Source organism: Streptomyces sp. R41 (genome assembly GCF_041053055.1).
GTDB lineage: Bacteria > Actinomycetota > Actinomycetes > Streptomycetales > Streptomycetaceae > Streptomyces.
Genome location: NZ_CP163443.1, coordinates 7,322,651 through 7,339,331, shown reverse-complemented (window position 1 = coordinate 7,339,331; position 16,681 = coordinate 7,322,651). Strand labels below are relative to the sequence as shown.

Here is a 16,681-nt window from a genome sequence, read left to right as displayed (position 1 = left end):
GCGGCGGGGTCTCAGGACTCGTCGTGCTCCGACACGGATTCCTCCGAGGTGCTCGCCCGCTCCGACACGGATTCCTCCGAGGTGCTCGCCCGCTCCGAGACGGGCTCCTCCCCCGCTCCGGCCTCGCCCGCGCTCGCCGGCTCCGGTTCGTGCTGCGGCAGCCGTACGACCACCTTGCCCGAGGACAGGTCTATGGGACCGCGGCCAGGGTCGGCGTCGTTCAGGTCCACACGGGTCAGTTCCAGGCGTTTGCGTTCGTCGTTGGTGTGCTTGCGGCCTGGTGCGAAAAGCTCCTCGAACATGTTGAACACGGCGCCTCCCTCGGCCCGGATCCCTTACAGCGTAAGCCTCAGCCCACCGCCTGGGCGGCGGGGGCCTCCGGCGGGAACAGCCGCAGCCGGTGCGCCAGGGCCGCCGCCTCCCCCCGTCCTGAGACGTCCAGCTTGGCCAGAATGTTCGAGACGTGGACGCTGGCCGTCTTCGGAGAGATGAAGAGTTCCTCGGCGATCTGGCGGTTGCTGCGGCCGACGGCGACCAGGCGGAGGACGTCGCGCTCGCGGCTGGTGAGGCCGAGCGCCAGCGCCGGGTCGACGGGGGCGGGAACGGATGGTTCGGGCGTGTGGATCAGGGCGAGGCGGGCCCGCTGGGCGAGCAGCGCGACGGCGTCGGCGAGCGGGCGCGCGCCGAGGTGGTCGGCGACCGCCCGGGCCAGCCGGAGGAGCTCCGTGGCGCGGGCACGGTCGTCCTCGTCGGCGCCCGAGGTCAACAAGGCCTCGGCGAGGCGGTGGCGGACGCGGGCGAGGTCGTAGGGGCGCTCCAGGGGTTCGAAGGCGGTGACCACCTCTGACCAGTCGTGCGGAGTGGTCACGCCCTCGGCGCGCCGGAGCTCGGCGCGCACCCATTCCTGGTGCGCGAGCCAGATGGGCGCGCCCGTGGCCAGGGACTTCGCGGACTCGCGGATGCGCTCCACGGTCTCGGCGCGGCCCTGTTCGGCGGCGGGCAGTCCGCGGGCGTCCGCCTCCGCCGTGGCGGCGGCGAGCAGCACTGGCCAGCCGTAGCGCTGGGTGCCCGGCGGGAAGCCCGCGTCCAGGGTCTGCTCCAGGGCGGCGCGGGCGTCGAGGAGGCGGCCCTCGGCGGCGGCGATGCCGATCGCGGTACGTACCAGCGGCAGGGAGTGCTGCGGCGTGGGGTCGTGAGTGCCGAAGTGGTCGCGGGCGGCGGCCAGTTGGCGTCCGGCCTCGGCGAGGTCGCCGCGGGCGAGGGCGAGGCGCGCCAGGCGGGAGGCGCCGAGGCCGGACGGCTTGCCGCTGAGTCCGATGCGCAGCGTGTTCCGCGCGGCCTCCAGGGCGTCGTCCCACTGGCCGAGCGCGTAGAGCGACTCCGAGAGGTTGCCCCAGACCCAGGCCTGGGTGTCCAACAGGCCGTTCTTCCGGGCGAGTTCGACGCCCTCGCGCAGGACCGGGACGGCCTCGCGGGAGCGGCCGACCGACTCCAGATGGGACGGCAGGTTGATGTGCAGACGGCCCACGACGAGAGAGCCGCCGTACCGGCTCACCCGCTCCTTGACCTCGTACATCTCCGCGAGCCCGGCCTCGACGTCACCCGCGTCGACCATGAGCCCGCCGAGCGTGAGCCGGGCGTTCAGCTCGATGTCCCGGGCGCCCACCATGCGGGCGTACTCCACGGCTCGCTCGGCGGCGGACAGCGCGCCAGGGCCCGGCTCGTGCAGCATGCACCAGGCGGCGACGGTGGACAGGACCTCGGCGTGCACCTCCGACGGCGGCAGGCCGCGCACCAGGTCCTGGGCGGTGGCGAGCTCCTGCCAGCCGTCGCCGCGGGCCTGCGCCTGGACCAGGCGGGAGCGCTGGATCCAGAACCAGGCGGCGCGCAGGGGGTCGTCCTCGGCCTCCAGGAGGCGCAGCGCCTTCTTGGTGATCTTCAGGGCGCGCTCGCGCTCCCCGGACAACCGGCCCGCGACGGCCGCCTCGGCCATCAGGTCGAGATAGCGCAGCGGCGTGGTCTGCGGGTCGCAGCCGCAGGGAGGGTAGACCTCCACGTAGTCGACGGGGCGCAGTTCGGCCCGTACGGCGTCGGGGGCGACGTCCCACAGTTCCATCGCCCGCTCCAGGAGCCGCAGTTGCTCGGAGTGGGCGTGGCGGCAGCGCGCCGCGGCGGCGGCGTCGAGGACCGCGGGGAGGGCCTTGGCGGCGTCATGGGCGTGGTACCAGTAGCTGGCCAGGCGGGTGGACCGCTCGTCGGCCGGTACGAGCGTCGGGTCGGCCTCCAGTGCCTCCGCGTAGCGGCGGTTGAAGCGGGAGCGCTCGCCGGGCAGCAGGTCGTCGCTGACGGCCTCGCGGACCAGGGAGTGGCGGAAGCGGTAGCCGTCGCCACCGGGCGAGGCGAGCAGGATGTTGGCGCCGACGGCGGCGCGCAGCGCCTCGATGAGGTCGTCCTCGGCGAGCCGGGCCACGGCGGCCAGCAGCGGGTACTCGACGGTGGAGCCGCCCTCGGCGACGATCCGGGCGACGCGCTGGGCGCTCTCGGGCAGACCTTCGACGCGTACGAGGAGCAGGTCGCGGAGGGAGTCCGTGAGCCCCGTACGACAGCCCTCGTGGGCGGCGACGGCGAGTTCCTCGACGAAGAACGCGTTGCCGTCGGAGCGGGCGAAGATCTCGTCCACCTGGGCCGGGTCGGGTTCGTGGGCGAGGATTCCGGCGATCTGGCGGCCCACTTCGGCGCGGCTGAAGCGGCCGAGCTCGATGCGGGTGACCGTGCGGAGACGGTCGAGTTCGGCGAGGAGGGGGCGCAGTGGGTGGCGGCGGTGGATGTCGTCGGCGCGGTAGGTGGCGATCACGACGAGGCGGCCGCTGCGCAGCGTGCGGAAGAGGTAGGCGAGCAGGTGGCGGGTGGAGGCGTCGGCCCAGTGCAGGTCTTCGAGGACGACGACGACCGTGCGGTCCGCGGCGACGCGCTCCAGGAGACGTGCGGTGAGTTCGAAGAGGCGGGCCATGCCCTCCTCGTCGTATTGCCGTCCTCGGGCTGCCTCGCCCAGTTCGGGCAGCAGCCGGGCCAGCTCCTCCTCCTGTCCGGCGGCCGCGGCGGCCAGCTCGTCCGGCAGCAGCCGGCGCAGGGCGCGCAGGGCGGTGGAGAACGGCGCGAAAGGCAGCCCGTCGGCGCCGATCTCGACACAGCCGCCGCACGCGACGACAGCATCCGCTCGCGCGGCCACCGTGGCGAACTCCTCGAGCAGGCGGGTCTTTCCGACCCCGGCCTCGCCGCCGAGCAGCAACGCCTGCGGCTCGCCCACGGCGGCGCGGGCGAGCGCATCGTTCAACACCCCCAATTCGTCGGCGCGTCCGACGAACACCGGGCTGACGGACCTGGTCTCCACAGGCCCGAGCATCGCACAGGGGTCCGACAGTGCGGCACCGGTTATCGGGAGGGCGATGGTTACTCCGGGTGGCACCGGCCCGGGACGACGACCGACCCCCGTACGGCCGTCCTCCCGTGCCCCGGCGCTCACGCGGCGCGGGCGAACCGGTGCCGGCGGGGACGCTGGGTATGGCCCTGCCCCTCGGATTCGTGCTGAGCGGACTCGCGGGCGGCGCGGCGGGCGGCACGGCGGCCGCGGAGGGCCTCCTGCGCCAGTCGGTGGTTCTGGGCCTCGCGGATCAGCTCTGCGGATCGGATCTGGTGAAGCTCGTACTCGAACATCTCGTACCCCTCGTGAAGAGTCGGTTTCGGCCTCGCTTGTTTGCGATGCCTCAACCTTCGTCTCCCAGGGGGGTGCGCCACATCGGGAGAGTTCCGCATCTTGCGCACGCGAAGGGCCTTAGGGCGGGCGTAAGTGACTTACGCCCGCCCTAAGGCCCCTCAGAGGTACGGAGATTCAGCTGGTGGAGGGCAGTCCGAGCAGGAGGTCGGAGTACTTGGCGACCGCGAGGACCAGGCCGATGACACCGAGCGAGACGCCCGCCCAGGCGACCGACTTGATCCAGGCGGCCTGCGGCTTGCCGGGGGCCCCGAAGGCGGGCCGGACCAGGACCACGACGCCGACGACCAGCGCGGCCAGGGCGAAGAGGCCGCCGACCAACGCCGTGGTCGCCCAGGCGTCGCCGTAGATCTCCTTGACCTGCTTGGCGACGCTCGCGGTCTGCGAGGTCTGCAGCTGGCCGACGAGCGTCTCGCGCGCGGCGGCCACGGTGCCTATCCAGCCGCCGGAGAGCGAGATGAGGCCGAGCGCGGCGGAGACCACGGCCGCGGCGCCCTGGCCGACTCCGGAGGCACCCTTCTCGGCCTCGGAAGCGTCGTCGCCCGCCTCGATCTCGTCCTCGGCCTCTGCCTCGTTCTGCTCCTCGACCTCGGCCCCGGCCTCGGTGTCGGCAGACCCGTCGGCCTTGGTGACGTCCACGGTCTTCGCAGGTCCGTCGGCCGTGGTGGCGTCCACGGTCTCCTGGTCGCTCTTCGCCTCGGTGCCGTTCTCGTCCACGGCCTCGTCAACAGTCTTGGTTCCCATGCCCCGCACCGTACGGACGCTCTCTGAGAAGTTTCTTAATGATCGTTGTGAGCGCCACGCGCGCGTGCCTCGCGCCACTCGGGGGCGAGGACGGACCACACCTCGAGATCGTGCCGTACGCCTCGATAAGGGTGGGCCTCCCGGCGCACCCCGTCCCGGGTCATGCCGAGCCGACGCGCCACGTTCAGGCTCGGCTCGTTCCCCGAGGCGGCGACCCATTCGATCCGGTGGATGCCGCGCTGCTCGACGGCGAAGTCGATGAGCACCCGCATGGCGCGGGTGACCAGCCCGCGTCCGGCGCCGGCGGGTTCCAGCCAGCACCCGACCTCGCAGTTGCCGTACTCCGCGTCGAAGTTCAGGAAGAGCACCCCGCCCACGAGCTTCCCGTTCAGCCACAGGCCGTGCAGGGACCCGGTGTCGGCGGCGCGCATGTCGGCGTACCGCTGGAGCTGTTCCCGCGCGGACGCCACGTCCGTGGTCTTCGCCCCGAAGGGGATGAACTGCTGGATGAACTCCCTCCCCCGGTCCAGATGCGCCAGGAACTCCTCGGCGTGCCACGGCTCCAGGGGGCGCAGTTCGGCTCCGTCGTCACCCAGAGATATCGCGTACATCCCGCTGCCGCTCCTTCGCCAGTACGTCCGCCACCTCGGCGTCCGTCGCAGCGGCCAGCCTCTCATGGGCGGCGCGGCACTCGGGCGGCTCGATGCTGATGCGCGGCAGCCGCTTGTCGAGCCGGCGGGGCAGCCACCAGTTGGCGCCACCCAGCATGTGCATCAGGGCGGGCACCAGGAGCGTACGCAGGACGAAGGCGTCGAGGGCGACGGCGGAGGCGAGGGCGATGCCGAACATCGCGATGACGCGGTCGCCGCTGAGCACGAAGGCGAGGAAGACCGAGATCATGATGACGGCGGCGGAGTTGATCACACGGCTGGTCTCGGCGAGGCCGACCCGGACCGCCCGCCGGTTGTCGCCGGTCTCCAGCCATTCCTCGTACATCCGGCTGACCAGGAAGACCTGGTAGTCCATGGAGAGTCCGAAGAGGACGGACACCATGATCACGGGCAGGAAGGGCTCGATCGGACCCGCGCGGCCGAGGCCGAGCAGTTCGCTGCCCCAGCCCCACTGGAAGATCGCGACGACGACTCCGAAGGCGGCCGCCACGGCGGCGATGTTCATCACGGCCGCCTTGAGGGGGATGCCGATGGAACGGAAGGCGAGCAGCAGCAGGACGCAGCCGAGCCCGATCACGACGCCCACGAAAAGCGGCAGTTTGCCGACGATGACGTCCGCGAAGTCGTCGTAGCCGGCCGTCACACCGCCGACGCGCACGTCGAGCGAGGTGTCCGCCTCGGCGCGTGGCAGGACGTCGGTGCGCAGCCGGTTGACGAGGTCGCTGGTCTTCTGGGACTGCGGCGCGGAGTTCGGGACGACGGTGAGGTAGGCGGTGTCGCCACCGGTGTTGTACGTCACCGGGGTCACCGACGTGACGCCCTCGGTCGCCCGGAGCGTGGCGTCCAGGTTGTCGAGCGCGAGCTTGTCCTCGGCGCCGCGGACCTTCGTGACGAGGGTGAGGGGCCCGTTCACGCCGGGTCCGAATCCCTCCCCGATCAGGTCGTACGCCTGTCGCGTGGTCGCCGACTTCGGGTCGTTGCCCTGGTCGGAGGTCCCCAGGCGGAGCGAGAGCGTGGGCAGGGCGAGCAGTGCCATGACGACGACGGCGACGGCGCCGAGCAGCTTGGGGTGCCGTTCCACGAAGACGGACCAGCGGGCCGCGAACCCGGTCGGGAGCTCCGGTTCGGGCCCGTGCTCGTACAGCCTGCGCCGCTCCCGGCGGCTCAACGCGCGTGGACCGATGAAGGAGAGCAGCGCGGGCAGCAGGGTCACGGAGGCCGCGACGGTCAGGATGACGGTCAAGGAGGCGGCGATCGCGACGCCGTTGAGGAAGCCGAGCCGCAGGATGAGCATGCCGAGCAGGGCGATGCAGACGGTGGCGCCCGCGAAGACGACGGCCCGCCCCGTGGTGGCGACGGCGCTCCGCGCGGCCTCCGCGACCGGGAGCCCGCGTTTCAGCCCCCGCCGATGCCGGGTCACGATGAACAGCGCGTAGTCGATGCCGACGCCGAGCCCGATCAGCATGCCGAGCATGGGGGCGAAGTCGGCGACGGTCATGGCGTGCCCGAGGAGCACGATTCCGGCGTACGCGGTGCCGACGCCGACCAAAGCGGTGGCGATGGGCAGCAGGGAGGCGGCGAGCGAGCCGAAGGCGAGGAAGAGGACCACGGCGGCGACGACCACGCCGACGATCTCGGCGAGATGCCCGCCCGACGACTCGGTGAGCCCGATGGCACTGCCGCCGAGCTCGACTTGGAGCCCCTTGGTCTCGGCGGCCTTCGCGGCCTCCACGACGGCCTGTGCCCGGCCCTTGTCGATGTTCTCGGCCTGGGCGTGGAAGGTGACGGTGGCGTAGGCCGTGCGTGCGTCGGCGCTGATCTGGCCCGCCCCCTGGCCCTCGTAGGGGCTGACGACGGAGGCCACCCCGGGCAGACCCGCGATCCGGTCGAGGGTGCGGGTCATCGTCTGTTCGACGTCGGTGGAGCGCACGGTGCCCGGCGTGGTGTGCCAGACGACGGTGTCGCTGTCGCCGCCGAGGCCCGGGAAGCCGTCCCGCAGGAGCTGGGTGGCGCGGCCCGATTCGGTGCCGGGTGCTTCGTAGTCGTTCGAGTAGGCGGAGCCCGCGATGGACGCGGCGGCGGTGATGCCGCCGAAGGCGACAAGCCAGAGCAGTACGGCGACGAGGCGGTGCTGGACACACCAACGCGCGAGGGCTGCCACGGACCAGCTCCCTGGGTGGTTTATGGATCTTTACCGGGAACTGCCCGCAAAGAACGCATGACTTATACGCCATCACTCTTTCAGCCGGAAGTGATCGTTTTCCTCATTCATGGGTGTACTCACAAGAGTGCGGCCCAACTCACAGGACATTCCCGTGAACTCTGTCGCCCCGCGAGGCATCGCTCAGTCGAATTGGTCCCCCACCGCCATGATCATCACTCCGGCGACCATGAGCCACAGGGACCGCCTGGTGCGCCCCCGGGCCCCGAGCACGGACGCGATGGCGCAGAAGGCGGCGCCCGAGGCGTAGGACACCGGGACGAGCGCGGTCGCGGAACCGGTGGAGCGCAGTGCCGACGCCGTGAGGCCGGCGAGGGTCAGCAGGGCTCCGGTTCCGGCCGCCGTCCAACGCGCCCGCCGCGCCTCCCGCGCCGGATCCTCGAAGTCGTGCGTCTCGGAGTCAGTGCTTCCACTCATGGCGCGGCAGCGTAGCGCGCACACCTGTGCGGGTGTTGACGTGCCTAGGGGGATGCATCGGATCCGATGCATCCCCCTAGGAGTAGGAAAACCCTGGCCTCAGCCCTCGCTGACGCCCAGCTTCTCCAGGATGAGCTCCTTGACGCGGGCCGCGTCGGCCTGGCCGCGGGTGGCCTTCATGACCGCGCCCACCAGGGCGCCGGCCGCGGCCACCTTGCCGCCGCGGATCTTGTCCGCGACACCGGGGTTGCCGGCGATGGCCTCGTCGACGGCGGCGGTCAGCGCGCCCTCGTCCGAGACGACCTTCAGACCGCGCTTCTCGACCACCTCGTCCGGGGTGCCCTCTCCCGCGAGGACGCCTTCGATGACCTGGCGGGCGAGCTTGTCGTTCAGGTCTCCGGAGGAGACGAGCTGCGTCACCCGGGCGACCTGCGCCGCTGTGATGGGCAGGTCCTCCAGGGCCTTGCCCGACTCGTTGGCGCTGCGGGCCAGTTCACCCATCCACCACTTGCGGGCGGAGGCGGCGTCGGCACCGGCCTCGATCGTGGCGACGATCGGGTCGATGGCACCGGCGTTGAGGATCGACTGCATGTCGTGCGCCGAGACACCCCACTCCTCACGGAGGCGGTTGCGACGCGCGAGCGGCTGCTCGGGCAGGCCCGCGCGCAGCTCCTCGACCCACTCGCGGGAGGGCGCCACCGGCACCAGGTCCGGCTCCGGGAAGTACCGGTAGTCCTCCGCCTCCTCCTTCACGCGGCCCGAGGTCGTCGACCCGGTGTCCTCGTGGAAGTGACGGGTCTCCTGGATGATCGTGCCGCCGGAGCTCAGCACCGCGGCGTGCCGCTGGATCTCGAAGCGGGCCGCACGCTCCACGGAGCGCAGGGAGTTGACGTTCTTCGTCTCGGAGCGGGTGCCGAACTTCTCGGTCCCGTTGGGGCGCAGCGACAGGTTCACGTCGCAGCGCATCTGCCCCATCTCCATACGGGCTTCCGACACACCGAGCGCCTTGATGAGCTCACGCAGCTCGGCGACGTATGCCCTCGCGACCTCGGGGGCGCGCTCGCCCGCACCCTCGATCGGCTTGGTGACGATCTCGATGAGCGGGATGCCCGCGCGGTTGTAGTCGAGCAGGGAGTGCGAGGCGCCGTGGATGCGGCCGGTGGCACCGCCGACGTGCGTCGACTTGCCGGTGTCCTCCTCCATGTGGGCGCGCTCGATCTCCACGCGGAAGACCTCGCCGTCCTCCATCTGTACGTCGAGGTAGCCGTTGAAGGCGATCGGCTCGTCGTACTGGGAGGTCTGGAAGTTCTTCGGCATGTCCGGATAGAAGTAGTTCTTCCGGGCGAAGCGGCACCACTCGGCGATCTCGCAGTGCAGCGCGAGACCGATCTTGATGGCGGACTCGACGCCGGTCGCGTTGACGACCGGGAGCGAGCCGGGCATGCCGAGGCAGGTCGGGCAGGTCTGCGAGTTGGGCTCGGCGCCCAGCTCGGTCGAACACCCGCAGAACATCTTGGTCTTGGTGCCGAGTTCGACATGGACTTCGAGGCCCATGACGGGGTCGTACGACGCCAGCGCGTCCTCGTACGACACCAGGTCGGTCGTGGTGGTCACGGTGAAAACTTCCCTCTCAGCCCAGCAGGACGTCGTCGTCGCCCAGGCGCTTGAGCTCCCGGTAGAGGATGGCGAGGCCGGTGACGATGGCGGCGGCGGACACGGCCGCGTCGATCAGGCGCAGCGTGTCGTGCTCGGAGCGGGCCTTCTTGGCCTGCTTGGCGACACTGACGGCACCGAACGCGGTGGTCGCGATGGACAGGTACGTACCGGACTTGGACTTCTTGAAGCCCTTGGCCTTGGACAGCGCCTTACTCACAACGACGGAGCCTCCTCGAGCAGCGGGTGCCCCCACTTTTCCACGAAGGCGGCCTCGACGGCGGCGCCGACCTTGTACAGACGGTCGTCCTTCATCGCGGGGGCGATGATCTGCAGACCGACCGGGAGGTTGTCCTCCGGCGCGAGACCGCAGGGCAGCGACATGGCGGAGTTGCCGGCCAGGTTGGTCGGGATGGTGCACAGGTCCGCGAGGTACATCGCCATCGGGTCGTCGGCGCGCTCGCCGATCGGGAAGGCGGTGGTGGGCGTGGTCGGGGAGACGATCACATCCACCTGCTCGAACGACTTCTCGAAGTCGCGCGTGATGAGCGTACGGACCTTCTGCGCGGAGCCGTAGTACGCGTCGTAGTAGCCGGAGCTGAGCGCGTACGTGCCGAGCATGATGCGGCGCTTGACCTCGTCACCGAAGCCCGCCTCACGGGTGAGGGAGGTGACGTCCTCGGCGGAGCGAGTGCCGTCGTCGCCGGTACGGAGGCCGTAGCGCAGGCCGTCGAAGCGGGCGAGGTTGCTCGAACACTCGGACGGGGCGATCAGGTAGTACGCCGACAGCGCGAGGTCGAAGGACGGGCAGTCCAGCTCGACGATCTCGGCGCCCAGCTCCTTGAGCACGGCGACGGCCTCGTCGAAGCGCTGCACGACACCGGCCTGGTAGCCCTCGCCGCGGAACTGCTTGACGACACCGACGCGCATGCCGGCGACGGAGCCGTTGCGCGCCGCTTCCACGACCGGCGGGACGGGCGCGTCGATGGACGTGGAGTCCATCGGGTCGTGCCCGGCGATGACCTCGTGCAGGAGCGCCGCGTCCAGGACCGTACGGGCGCAGGGGCCGCCCTGGTCGAGGGAGCTGGAGAACGCCACCATGCCGTAGCGGGAGACGGCACCGTACGTCGGCTTGACGCCGACCGTGCCGGTGACGGCCGCGGGCTGGCGGATGGAGCCGCCGGTGTCGGTGCCGATCGCGAGGGGCGACTGGAAGGAGGCGAGGGCGGCGGAGGAGCCACCGCCGGAGCCGCCCGGGATGCGGGTGAGGTCCCAGGGGTTGCCCGTGGGCCCGTACGCGCTGTTCTCGGTGGAGGACCCCATGGCGAACTCGTCCATGTTGGTCTTGCCGAGGATGACGACGTCGGCAGCCTTCAGCCTCTTGGTGAGGGTCGCGTCGTACGGCGGAATCCAGCCCTCGAGGATCTTCGACCCGACGGTGGTCGGGATGCCCTCGGTGGTGAAGATGTCCTTGAGCGCGAGCGGAACGCCGGCGAGGGGTCCGAGCTTCTCGCCCGCCTCACGCTTCGCGTCGACGGCACGGGCCTGGGCGAGCGCCCCTTCCCGGTCGACGTGCAGGAAGGCGTGCACCTTCTCGTCGACGGCCTCGATACGGGCGAGGTGGGCCTCGGTGACCTCGACGGCGGTGACTTCGCCGGCGGCGATCTTGGCAGCGATCTCCGCGGCCGTCAGCTTGATGATGTTGACGTTGGTGTCCGTCATGTGATTAGTCCTCCCCCAGGATCTGCGGCACCTTGAAACGCTGCTGCTCCTGGGCCGGGGCGCCGGAGAGCGCCTGCTCGGGGGTGAGCGACGGACGGACCTCGTCCGCACGCATGACGTTCGTCAGCGGCAGCGGATGAGAGGTCGGCGGTACGTCTTGGTCGGCGACCTCGCTGACGCGGGCGACCGCGCCGATGATGTCGTCGAGCTGGCCTGCGAAGTGGTCGAGCTCTTCGCCCTTCAGCTCCAGACGCGCCAGCCGTGCGAGGTGGGCGACCTCCTCGCGCGTGATGCCAGGCATGCAGCGATCCTCTGGGGTGAGTGTGTGTGGTTTGGGCCCAATCCTATGGCGCCGGTACGGATGCCCGCGCACGGGTTTCTTCCGGGGCCCTCTCCCACCGGCGCACCGCCCGTGACGGTTACCCGACAAGTGGACCTCTCCCGTGGAGGTTCCTCGCCGTCGGCGACCGCCCGTGCGCGCTGCCCAAGAGCACCACAGTCCAGCACCTGCGAGCCGCTGCGACGGCCGCAGGCGCCCGACCGCCTCGCGCCGTCCAGAAGCTGCGGGCCGTCCGTGGCTGGGCGCGCCCCCGCGGCGGAGCCGCATGATGTCAACGCCCCGCGCCCCTGTCGGGGCGCTGCAGACCTGACCGCACGGGTGGCCGCCGACGGTGAGGAACCCCCACGGGAGAGGTCCACGTAACAGTGACGGGCGGTGCGCGGGCGGGAGAACCAAACGAACCCCCCACGCACCCGCACCCGACGACGGACCGTAGGACTTACTCCGCGGCCGGCAAGGCCGCCCGCGGCCGCTGCCACCCCCGCGACCCCCGGGCGCGAAGCCACGCCGTGGCCTCCTCGGCGGGCATCGCGGCGGCCACCAGCCACCCCTGCACCGCGTCACAGCCCAGGTCCCGCAGCCGCTCCCACGTCTCGTCGTCCTCGACTCCCTCGGCGACGACGAGCAGCCCGAGCGAGTGCGCGAGATCGACCGTGCAGCGCACGATCTCCGCGTCCTCCGTGTCCACGGCGAGCCGTGCGACGAACGAGCGGTCGATCTTCAGCTCGCTCACCGGTAGCCGGCGCAGATGAACGAGCGAGGAGTACCCCGTACCGAAGTCGTCCAGCGACATCTTCACCCCGTGCCCGGTCAGCGCGGCCAGGGTGTCCGCGGCCCGCTGCGGATCCTCCAGGAGCACGTGTTCCGTTATCTCCAGCTGCAGCGCCCCCGCGGGGACCCCGTGCCGGGCGAGCCGCGCGGCGACCGAGCCGGCGAACCCGGGGGTGTGCACATCGCGCGGCGACACGTTCACCGCGACCGGAACATGCAGGCCCTGCGCCCGCCAGCGCGCGACCTGTCCGAGTGCCGTCTCGAGCACGTACTCGGTGAGGTGGGGCATCAGCCCGGACGACTCGGCGATGGCGATGAACTCGTCCGGCGGCACCTTCCCGCGCTCGGGATGCACCCAGCGGACCAGTGCCTCGAGGCCGGCCACCTGTCCGTCGAAGCGGACCTTCGGCTGGTAGTGCAGTTCGACGTCACCGGCGTCGAGGGCCCGGCGCAGATCACCGAGCAGACCGAGCCGGTCCGGGGTGTTGGAGTCCCGCTTGGACTCGTACACCTCCACCCCCGTACGGTCCCGCTTCGCCTGATACATCGCCACGTCCGCCCGCCGCAGCAGCCCCTCCGCGTCCAGCGCGTGGTCGGGGAAGACGGCGAGCCCGGCGCTGGCCTCCAGGACGAGGGTGAGCCCGTCGAGGTCGAGCGGCGAGCCGAGCGCGGCGACAAGGTTGCGGGCGACCCGCGTGGCCGACGTGGTGGAGTCGGCGACCGGCAGTAACACCGCGAACTCGTCACCGCCGAGCCGCGCGGCCTCCGCCCCGCGCGGCAGCGCCAGCCGCAGCCGGTCGGCTATTTGGAGGAGCAGCCGGTCGCCGGCGAGGTGCCCCAGCGTGTCATTCACGGAACGGAAACGGTCGAGGTCGATCAGCATCAGGGCGGAACGCGCACCAATGCGCTCGGCATCGTCCAGAGCTGTCCAGGTGCGTTCGAGCAGCCACTGCCGGTTGGGCAGCCCGGTCAGCGGATCGCGCAGCTGCTCCTCCGCCCGCGCGCGGGCGATCCACAGCGTGGAGTCGAGGGCGATCAGGGGTATCGAGAACAGCGGCAGCAGGATCGGCAGCGCGATGGCGACCACGCAGATCAGCGGCGCGATCCCGAGCAGCGCGACCGCGACGAGCCCCTGTCTGACCAGCGCCGTACGGGCGACGGTGGGCAGACCGCCGGTGCGCGGCGCGTGCAGGTACCAGAGCAGGGCGCGGGTCACCGCGAGATACGCGGCCGCGACCAGCGCCACCTCGGGAGCGGCTGAGAACGTCCAGGTCTGCGGGTTCCAGGGCGTCTCGACGGACGGGAACCGCTCGAACGCGGCCAGGACCAGCGCTCCGGCGCCGATGCCGAGGATGTCGACCGCGCCGTGCAGCACGCCTTGGCGCCAGCGGTTGCGGCGCGCGATGCCGACCAGGACGACGACGGTCAGGCTGACCATTCCTGCGGGCACCCAGCCGTACAGCAGCAGGACGGCGAGGGTGAGCGCCGCGCCGGAGCCGGTGCCGCCCCACCAGCGGGCCCGGCCGAGGGCGACGAGATGGCCGACGATGATGCCGGTCAGCACGGCCAGCGACCAGCCGACGGTGCCGGACGGGAAGAGCGCGTGGTCGCCGCTGAACGCCCGGTAGAAACCGGCGCCCAGGACGAACCCGGCCGCCGCGACGACCGCCGCGGGCAGCGCGGGCCAGGACACGTGCCGTTCGGGATCGTGGCCGGGCAGGCCGGTGCCGCGCTCGGCGGTGAGCCTGCCGACGCCGGGAGCGATGGGTGCCGTGAGGGGTGCGGAGCCCGGCCCATCCGTGCCGGCGTGCTCCGAAGGCCGCCCCGACCGGAGGCCGGCCATCCATGCGCCGGTCATCCGGCGCAGGCGCAGCCGTGAGTCAGGGGCGACGCTCTCGGTCGGTTCCATTCCCGTCCCTCTCACAGCCGGCGGTGCCCACGCCACGCGGTCCGTTGACGGCGACAACTGCCAACGGCGCCGCGTCTGAAAAACCTTCCCCAGGCTCTCGAAGAGCAGGGGATGCCCCAACCGCAGCTGGGCACGGCAGGCGCACACCTCAACAGTAGGCCGCAGAAGGCTTCCACGGGCACCGGTCGTCGACGGTTGCCCGAATGCGACCCGGCCACCCGTATGCATCTGATATGCGCCGAACGGGTGGCCTTCAACCGCTACTGCTCGATCGGAAGCGCGACTTCCGCTGCTGCGTCCGGGCCTTGTTCGAGCAGGACGGCGAAGCCCTCCTCGTTCAGAACCGGAACCTTCAACTGCATTGCCTTGTCGTACTTCGAACCAGGATTGTCGCCCACCACTACGAAAGATGTCTTCTTCGAGACAGATCCGGTCACTTTCGCTCCCCGGCTCTGCAGGGCCTCTTTTGCGCCGTCCCTCGTGTGGTGTTCGAGCGTGCCGGTGACGACGACCGTGAGCCCTTCGAGCGGGCGCGGCCCCTCGTCCTCGCCCGAACCCTCCTCCTCCATCCGGACCCCGGCGGCCCGCCACTTGCGGAGGATCTCCCGGTGCCAGTCCTCGGCGAACCACTCCTTGAGCGAGGCGGCGATGATCGGCCCCACGCCTTCGGTGGTGGCGAGCTCCTCCTCGGTGGCCTGGTCGATCCGGTCGATGGAGCGGAACTCGCGCGCCAGCGCCTCGGCCGCGACCGGCCCGACATGACGGATCGACAGACCGGTGAGGATGCGGGCGAGCGGGCGGTCCTTGGCGGCCGCGACGTTGTCCAGCATCGCCAGCGCGTTCTTCTTCGGCTCGCCCTGCTGGTTGGCGAAGACCGTGGCGATCTTCTCCTCGCCGGTTTTCGGGTCGCGCTTGGGCAGGCCGCTGTCCTGGTCGAGGACATACGCCTTGATGGGCAGCAGCTTCTCGATGGTGAGGTCGAAGAGGTCGCCCTCGTCCACCAGCGGCGGCTCGGCCGGCTCCAGCGGCTTGGTGAGGGCCGCCGCGGCGACGTACCCGAAGACCTCGATGTCCAGCGCCTTGCGGCCCGCGAGGTAGAAGAGCCGCTCGCGCAACTGGGCCGGGCACGAGCGCGCGTTCGGGCAGCGCAGGTCGACGTCGCCCTCCTTCATCGGCCGGAGCGCCGTACCGCACTCGGGGCATTCGGCCGGCATCACGAACTCCCGCTCGCTGCCGTCGCGCAGGTCGACCACCGGGCCGAGGATCTCCGGGATGACATCACCGGCCTTGCGCAGCACGACCGTGTCGCCGATGAGGACGCCCTTGGCCTTCACCACGTCCTGGTTGTGCAGGGTGGCGAACTCGACCTCGGAGCCCGCGACCGTGACCGGTTCGACCTGCGCGTACGGCGTGACCCGGCCCGTACGCCCCACGCCGACGCGGATGTTGATGAGCTTGGTGTTGACCTCCTCGGGCGCGTACTTCCAGGCGATCGCCCAGCGCGGCGCGCGCGAGGTGGAGCCGAGCCGTCCCTGGAGGGGGATCTCATCGAGCTTGACGACCACGCCGTCGATCTCGTGCTCGACGGAGTGGCGGTTCTCCCCGTAGTAGGTGATGAACTCCCGTACGCCGTCGAGGTCGTCGACCACCTTGGCGTACTGCGTGGTCGGCAGGCCCCAGGTGTGCAGCAGGTCGTAGGCCTGGGAGAGGCGGGTGAGCCCCTCGAAGCCTTCCAGGGCGCCGATGCCGTGGACGACCATGTGCAGCGGGCGGGTCGCGGTGACGCGCGGGTCCTTCTGGCGCAGCGAACCCGCCGCCGCGTTGCGCGGGTTGGCGAAGGGCTTGTCGCCGGCCTCCACCAGACGGGCGTTGAGCTCCTCGAACTTCTCCATCGGGAAGTAGACCTCGCCGCGGATCTCCACGAGGTCCGGGACGCGGTCGCCCTTCAGGCGGTCCGGAATCTCCGCGATCGTACGGACATTGGGGGTGATGTCCTCGCCCGTACGGCCGTCGCCGCGGGTCGCCGCGCGGGTGAGGCGGCCGTGCTCGTAAGTGAGGTTGACCGCGAGGCCGTCGACCTTCAGCTCGCACAGGAAGTGGTACTCGGAGGTGCCCACGTCCTTGGCGACGCGCTCGGCCCAGGCGGCCAGCTCCAGGTCGCTGAAGGCGTTGTCGAGGGAGAGCATGCGCGAGCGGTGCTGGACGGCGGTGAACTCCGTCTCGTACGCCCCCGCGACCTTCTGGGTCGGCGAGTCGGGGGTGCGCAGCTCGGGGTACTCCTCCTCCAGCGCCTCCAGGGAGCGCAGGAGCTTGTCGAACTCCGCGTCGCTGACGACCGGAGCGTCCTTCACGTAGTACCGGAAGCGGTGCTCCTCGATCTGCTCAGCGAGCTTCGCGTGCTTCTCCCGTGCCTCGGCGGGCACCGTCGTCTCCGCTTGCTTGTCGCCGGCCACCGTGTTGT

At 71.1% G+C, this 16,681-nt stretch carries 13 protein-coding genes; all 13 read right to left on the bottom strand.

Going from position 1 to position 16,681, the window contains the following annotated elements; genetic code table 11:
* Positions 1 to 11 precede the first annotated feature (11 nt).
* Positions 12 to 311 (bottom strand): DUF6191 domain-containing protein, encoded by a 300-nt coding sequence (locus AB5J53_RS33575; protein ID WP_369249359.1) that lies wholly within the window; start codon positions 309 to 311, stop codon positions 12 to 14.
* 38 nt (positions 312 to 349) lie between these two features.
* Positions 350 to 3,403 carry an AAA family ATPase gene (locus tag AB5J53_RS33570; protein ID WP_369249358.1) on the bottom strand — a complete coding sequence of 1,018 codons (3,054 nt, stop codon included), beginning with the start codon at positions 3,401 to 3,403 and terminating at the stop codon, positions 350 to 352.
* Positions 3,404 to 3,519: 116 nt separating this feature from the next.
* Positions 3,520 to 3,714, bottom strand: a complete 195-nt coding sequence (locus tag AB5J53_RS33565; protein WP_369249357.1) for a hypothetical protein — start codon at positions 3,712 to 3,714, stop codon at positions 3,520 to 3,522.
* Positions 3,715 to 3,889: 175 nt separating this feature from the next.
* Positions 3,890 to 4,516, bottom strand: coding sequence for a hypothetical protein (locus AB5J53_RS33560; protein ID WP_369249356.1), 627 nt, complete (start codon positions 4,514 to 4,516; stop codon positions 3,890 to 3,892).
* A 35-nt stretch (positions 4,517 to 4,551) separates the two neighbouring features.
* Entirely contained in the window at positions 4,552 to 5,127 is a 576-nt protein-coding gene (locus AB5J53_RS33555; protein ID WP_369249355.1) for a GNAT family N-acetyltransferase, read from the bottom strand.
* A complete protein-coding gene (locus AB5J53_RS33550) occupies positions 5,105 to 7,348 on the bottom strand; it encodes an MMPL family transporter (RefSeq protein ID WP_369249354.1) in 2,244 nt (747 codons plus the stop codon). The genes AB5J53_RS33555 and AB5J53_RS33550 overlap by 23 nt, the downstream gene beginning before the upstream one ends.
* A gap of 183 nt (positions 7,349 to 7,531) precedes the next feature.
* Positions 7,532 to 7,825: a hypothetical protein gene (locus AB5J53_RS33545; protein WP_369249353.1), complete on the bottom strand. Its 294-nt coding sequence runs from the start codon at positions 7,823 to 7,825 to the stop codon at positions 7,532 to 7,534.
* A gap of 99 nt (positions 7,826 to 7,924) precedes the next feature.
* Positions 7,925 to 9,439: an Asp-tRNA(Asn)/Glu-tRNA(Gln) amidotransferase subunit GatB gene (gene gatB, locus AB5J53_RS33540; protein WP_369249352.1), complete on the bottom strand. Its 1,515-nt coding sequence runs from the start codon at positions 9,437 to 9,439 to the stop codon at positions 7,925 to 7,927.
* Between the two features lie 16 nt (positions 9,440 to 9,455).
* A complete protein-coding gene (locus AB5J53_RS33535; RefSeq protein WP_189188880.1) occupies positions 9,456 to 9,698 on the bottom strand; it encodes a hypothetical protein in 243 nt (80 codons plus the stop codon).
* Positions 9,695 to 11,200 carry an Asp-tRNA(Asn)/Glu-tRNA(Gln) amidotransferase subunit GatA gene (gene gatA, locus AB5J53_RS33530; protein WP_369249351.1) on the bottom strand — a complete coding sequence of 502 codons (1,506 nt, stop codon included), beginning with the start codon at positions 11,198 to 11,200 and terminating at the stop codon, positions 9,695 to 9,697. Before gatA ends, AB5J53_RS33535 begins: the two co-directional genes overlap by 4 nt.
* A gap of 4 nt (positions 11,201 to 11,204) precedes the next feature.
* Positions 11,205 to 11,501 (bottom strand): Asp-tRNA(Asn)/Glu-tRNA(Gln) amidotransferase subunit GatC, encoded by a 297-nt coding sequence (gatC, locus tag AB5J53_RS33525; RefSeq protein WP_015036350.1) that lies wholly within the window; start codon positions 11,499 to 11,501, stop codon positions 11,205 to 11,207.
* Between the two features lie 478 nt (positions 11,502 to 11,979).
* Positions 11,980 to 14,220, bottom strand: a complete 2,241-nt coding sequence (locus AB5J53_RS33520) for a putative bifunctional diguanylate cyclase/phosphodiesterase (RefSeq protein ID WP_369249350.1) — start codon at positions 14,218 to 14,220, stop codon at positions 11,980 to 11,982.
* Positions 14,221 to 14,480: 260 nt separating this feature from the next.
* Positions 14,481 to 16,673 (bottom strand): NAD-dependent DNA ligase LigA, encoded by a 2,193-nt coding sequence (ligA, locus tag AB5J53_RS33515; protein WP_369249349.1) that lies wholly within the window; start codon positions 16,671 to 16,673, stop codon positions 14,481 to 14,483.
* Between the last annotated feature and the right edge of the window lie 8 nt (positions 16,674 to 16,681).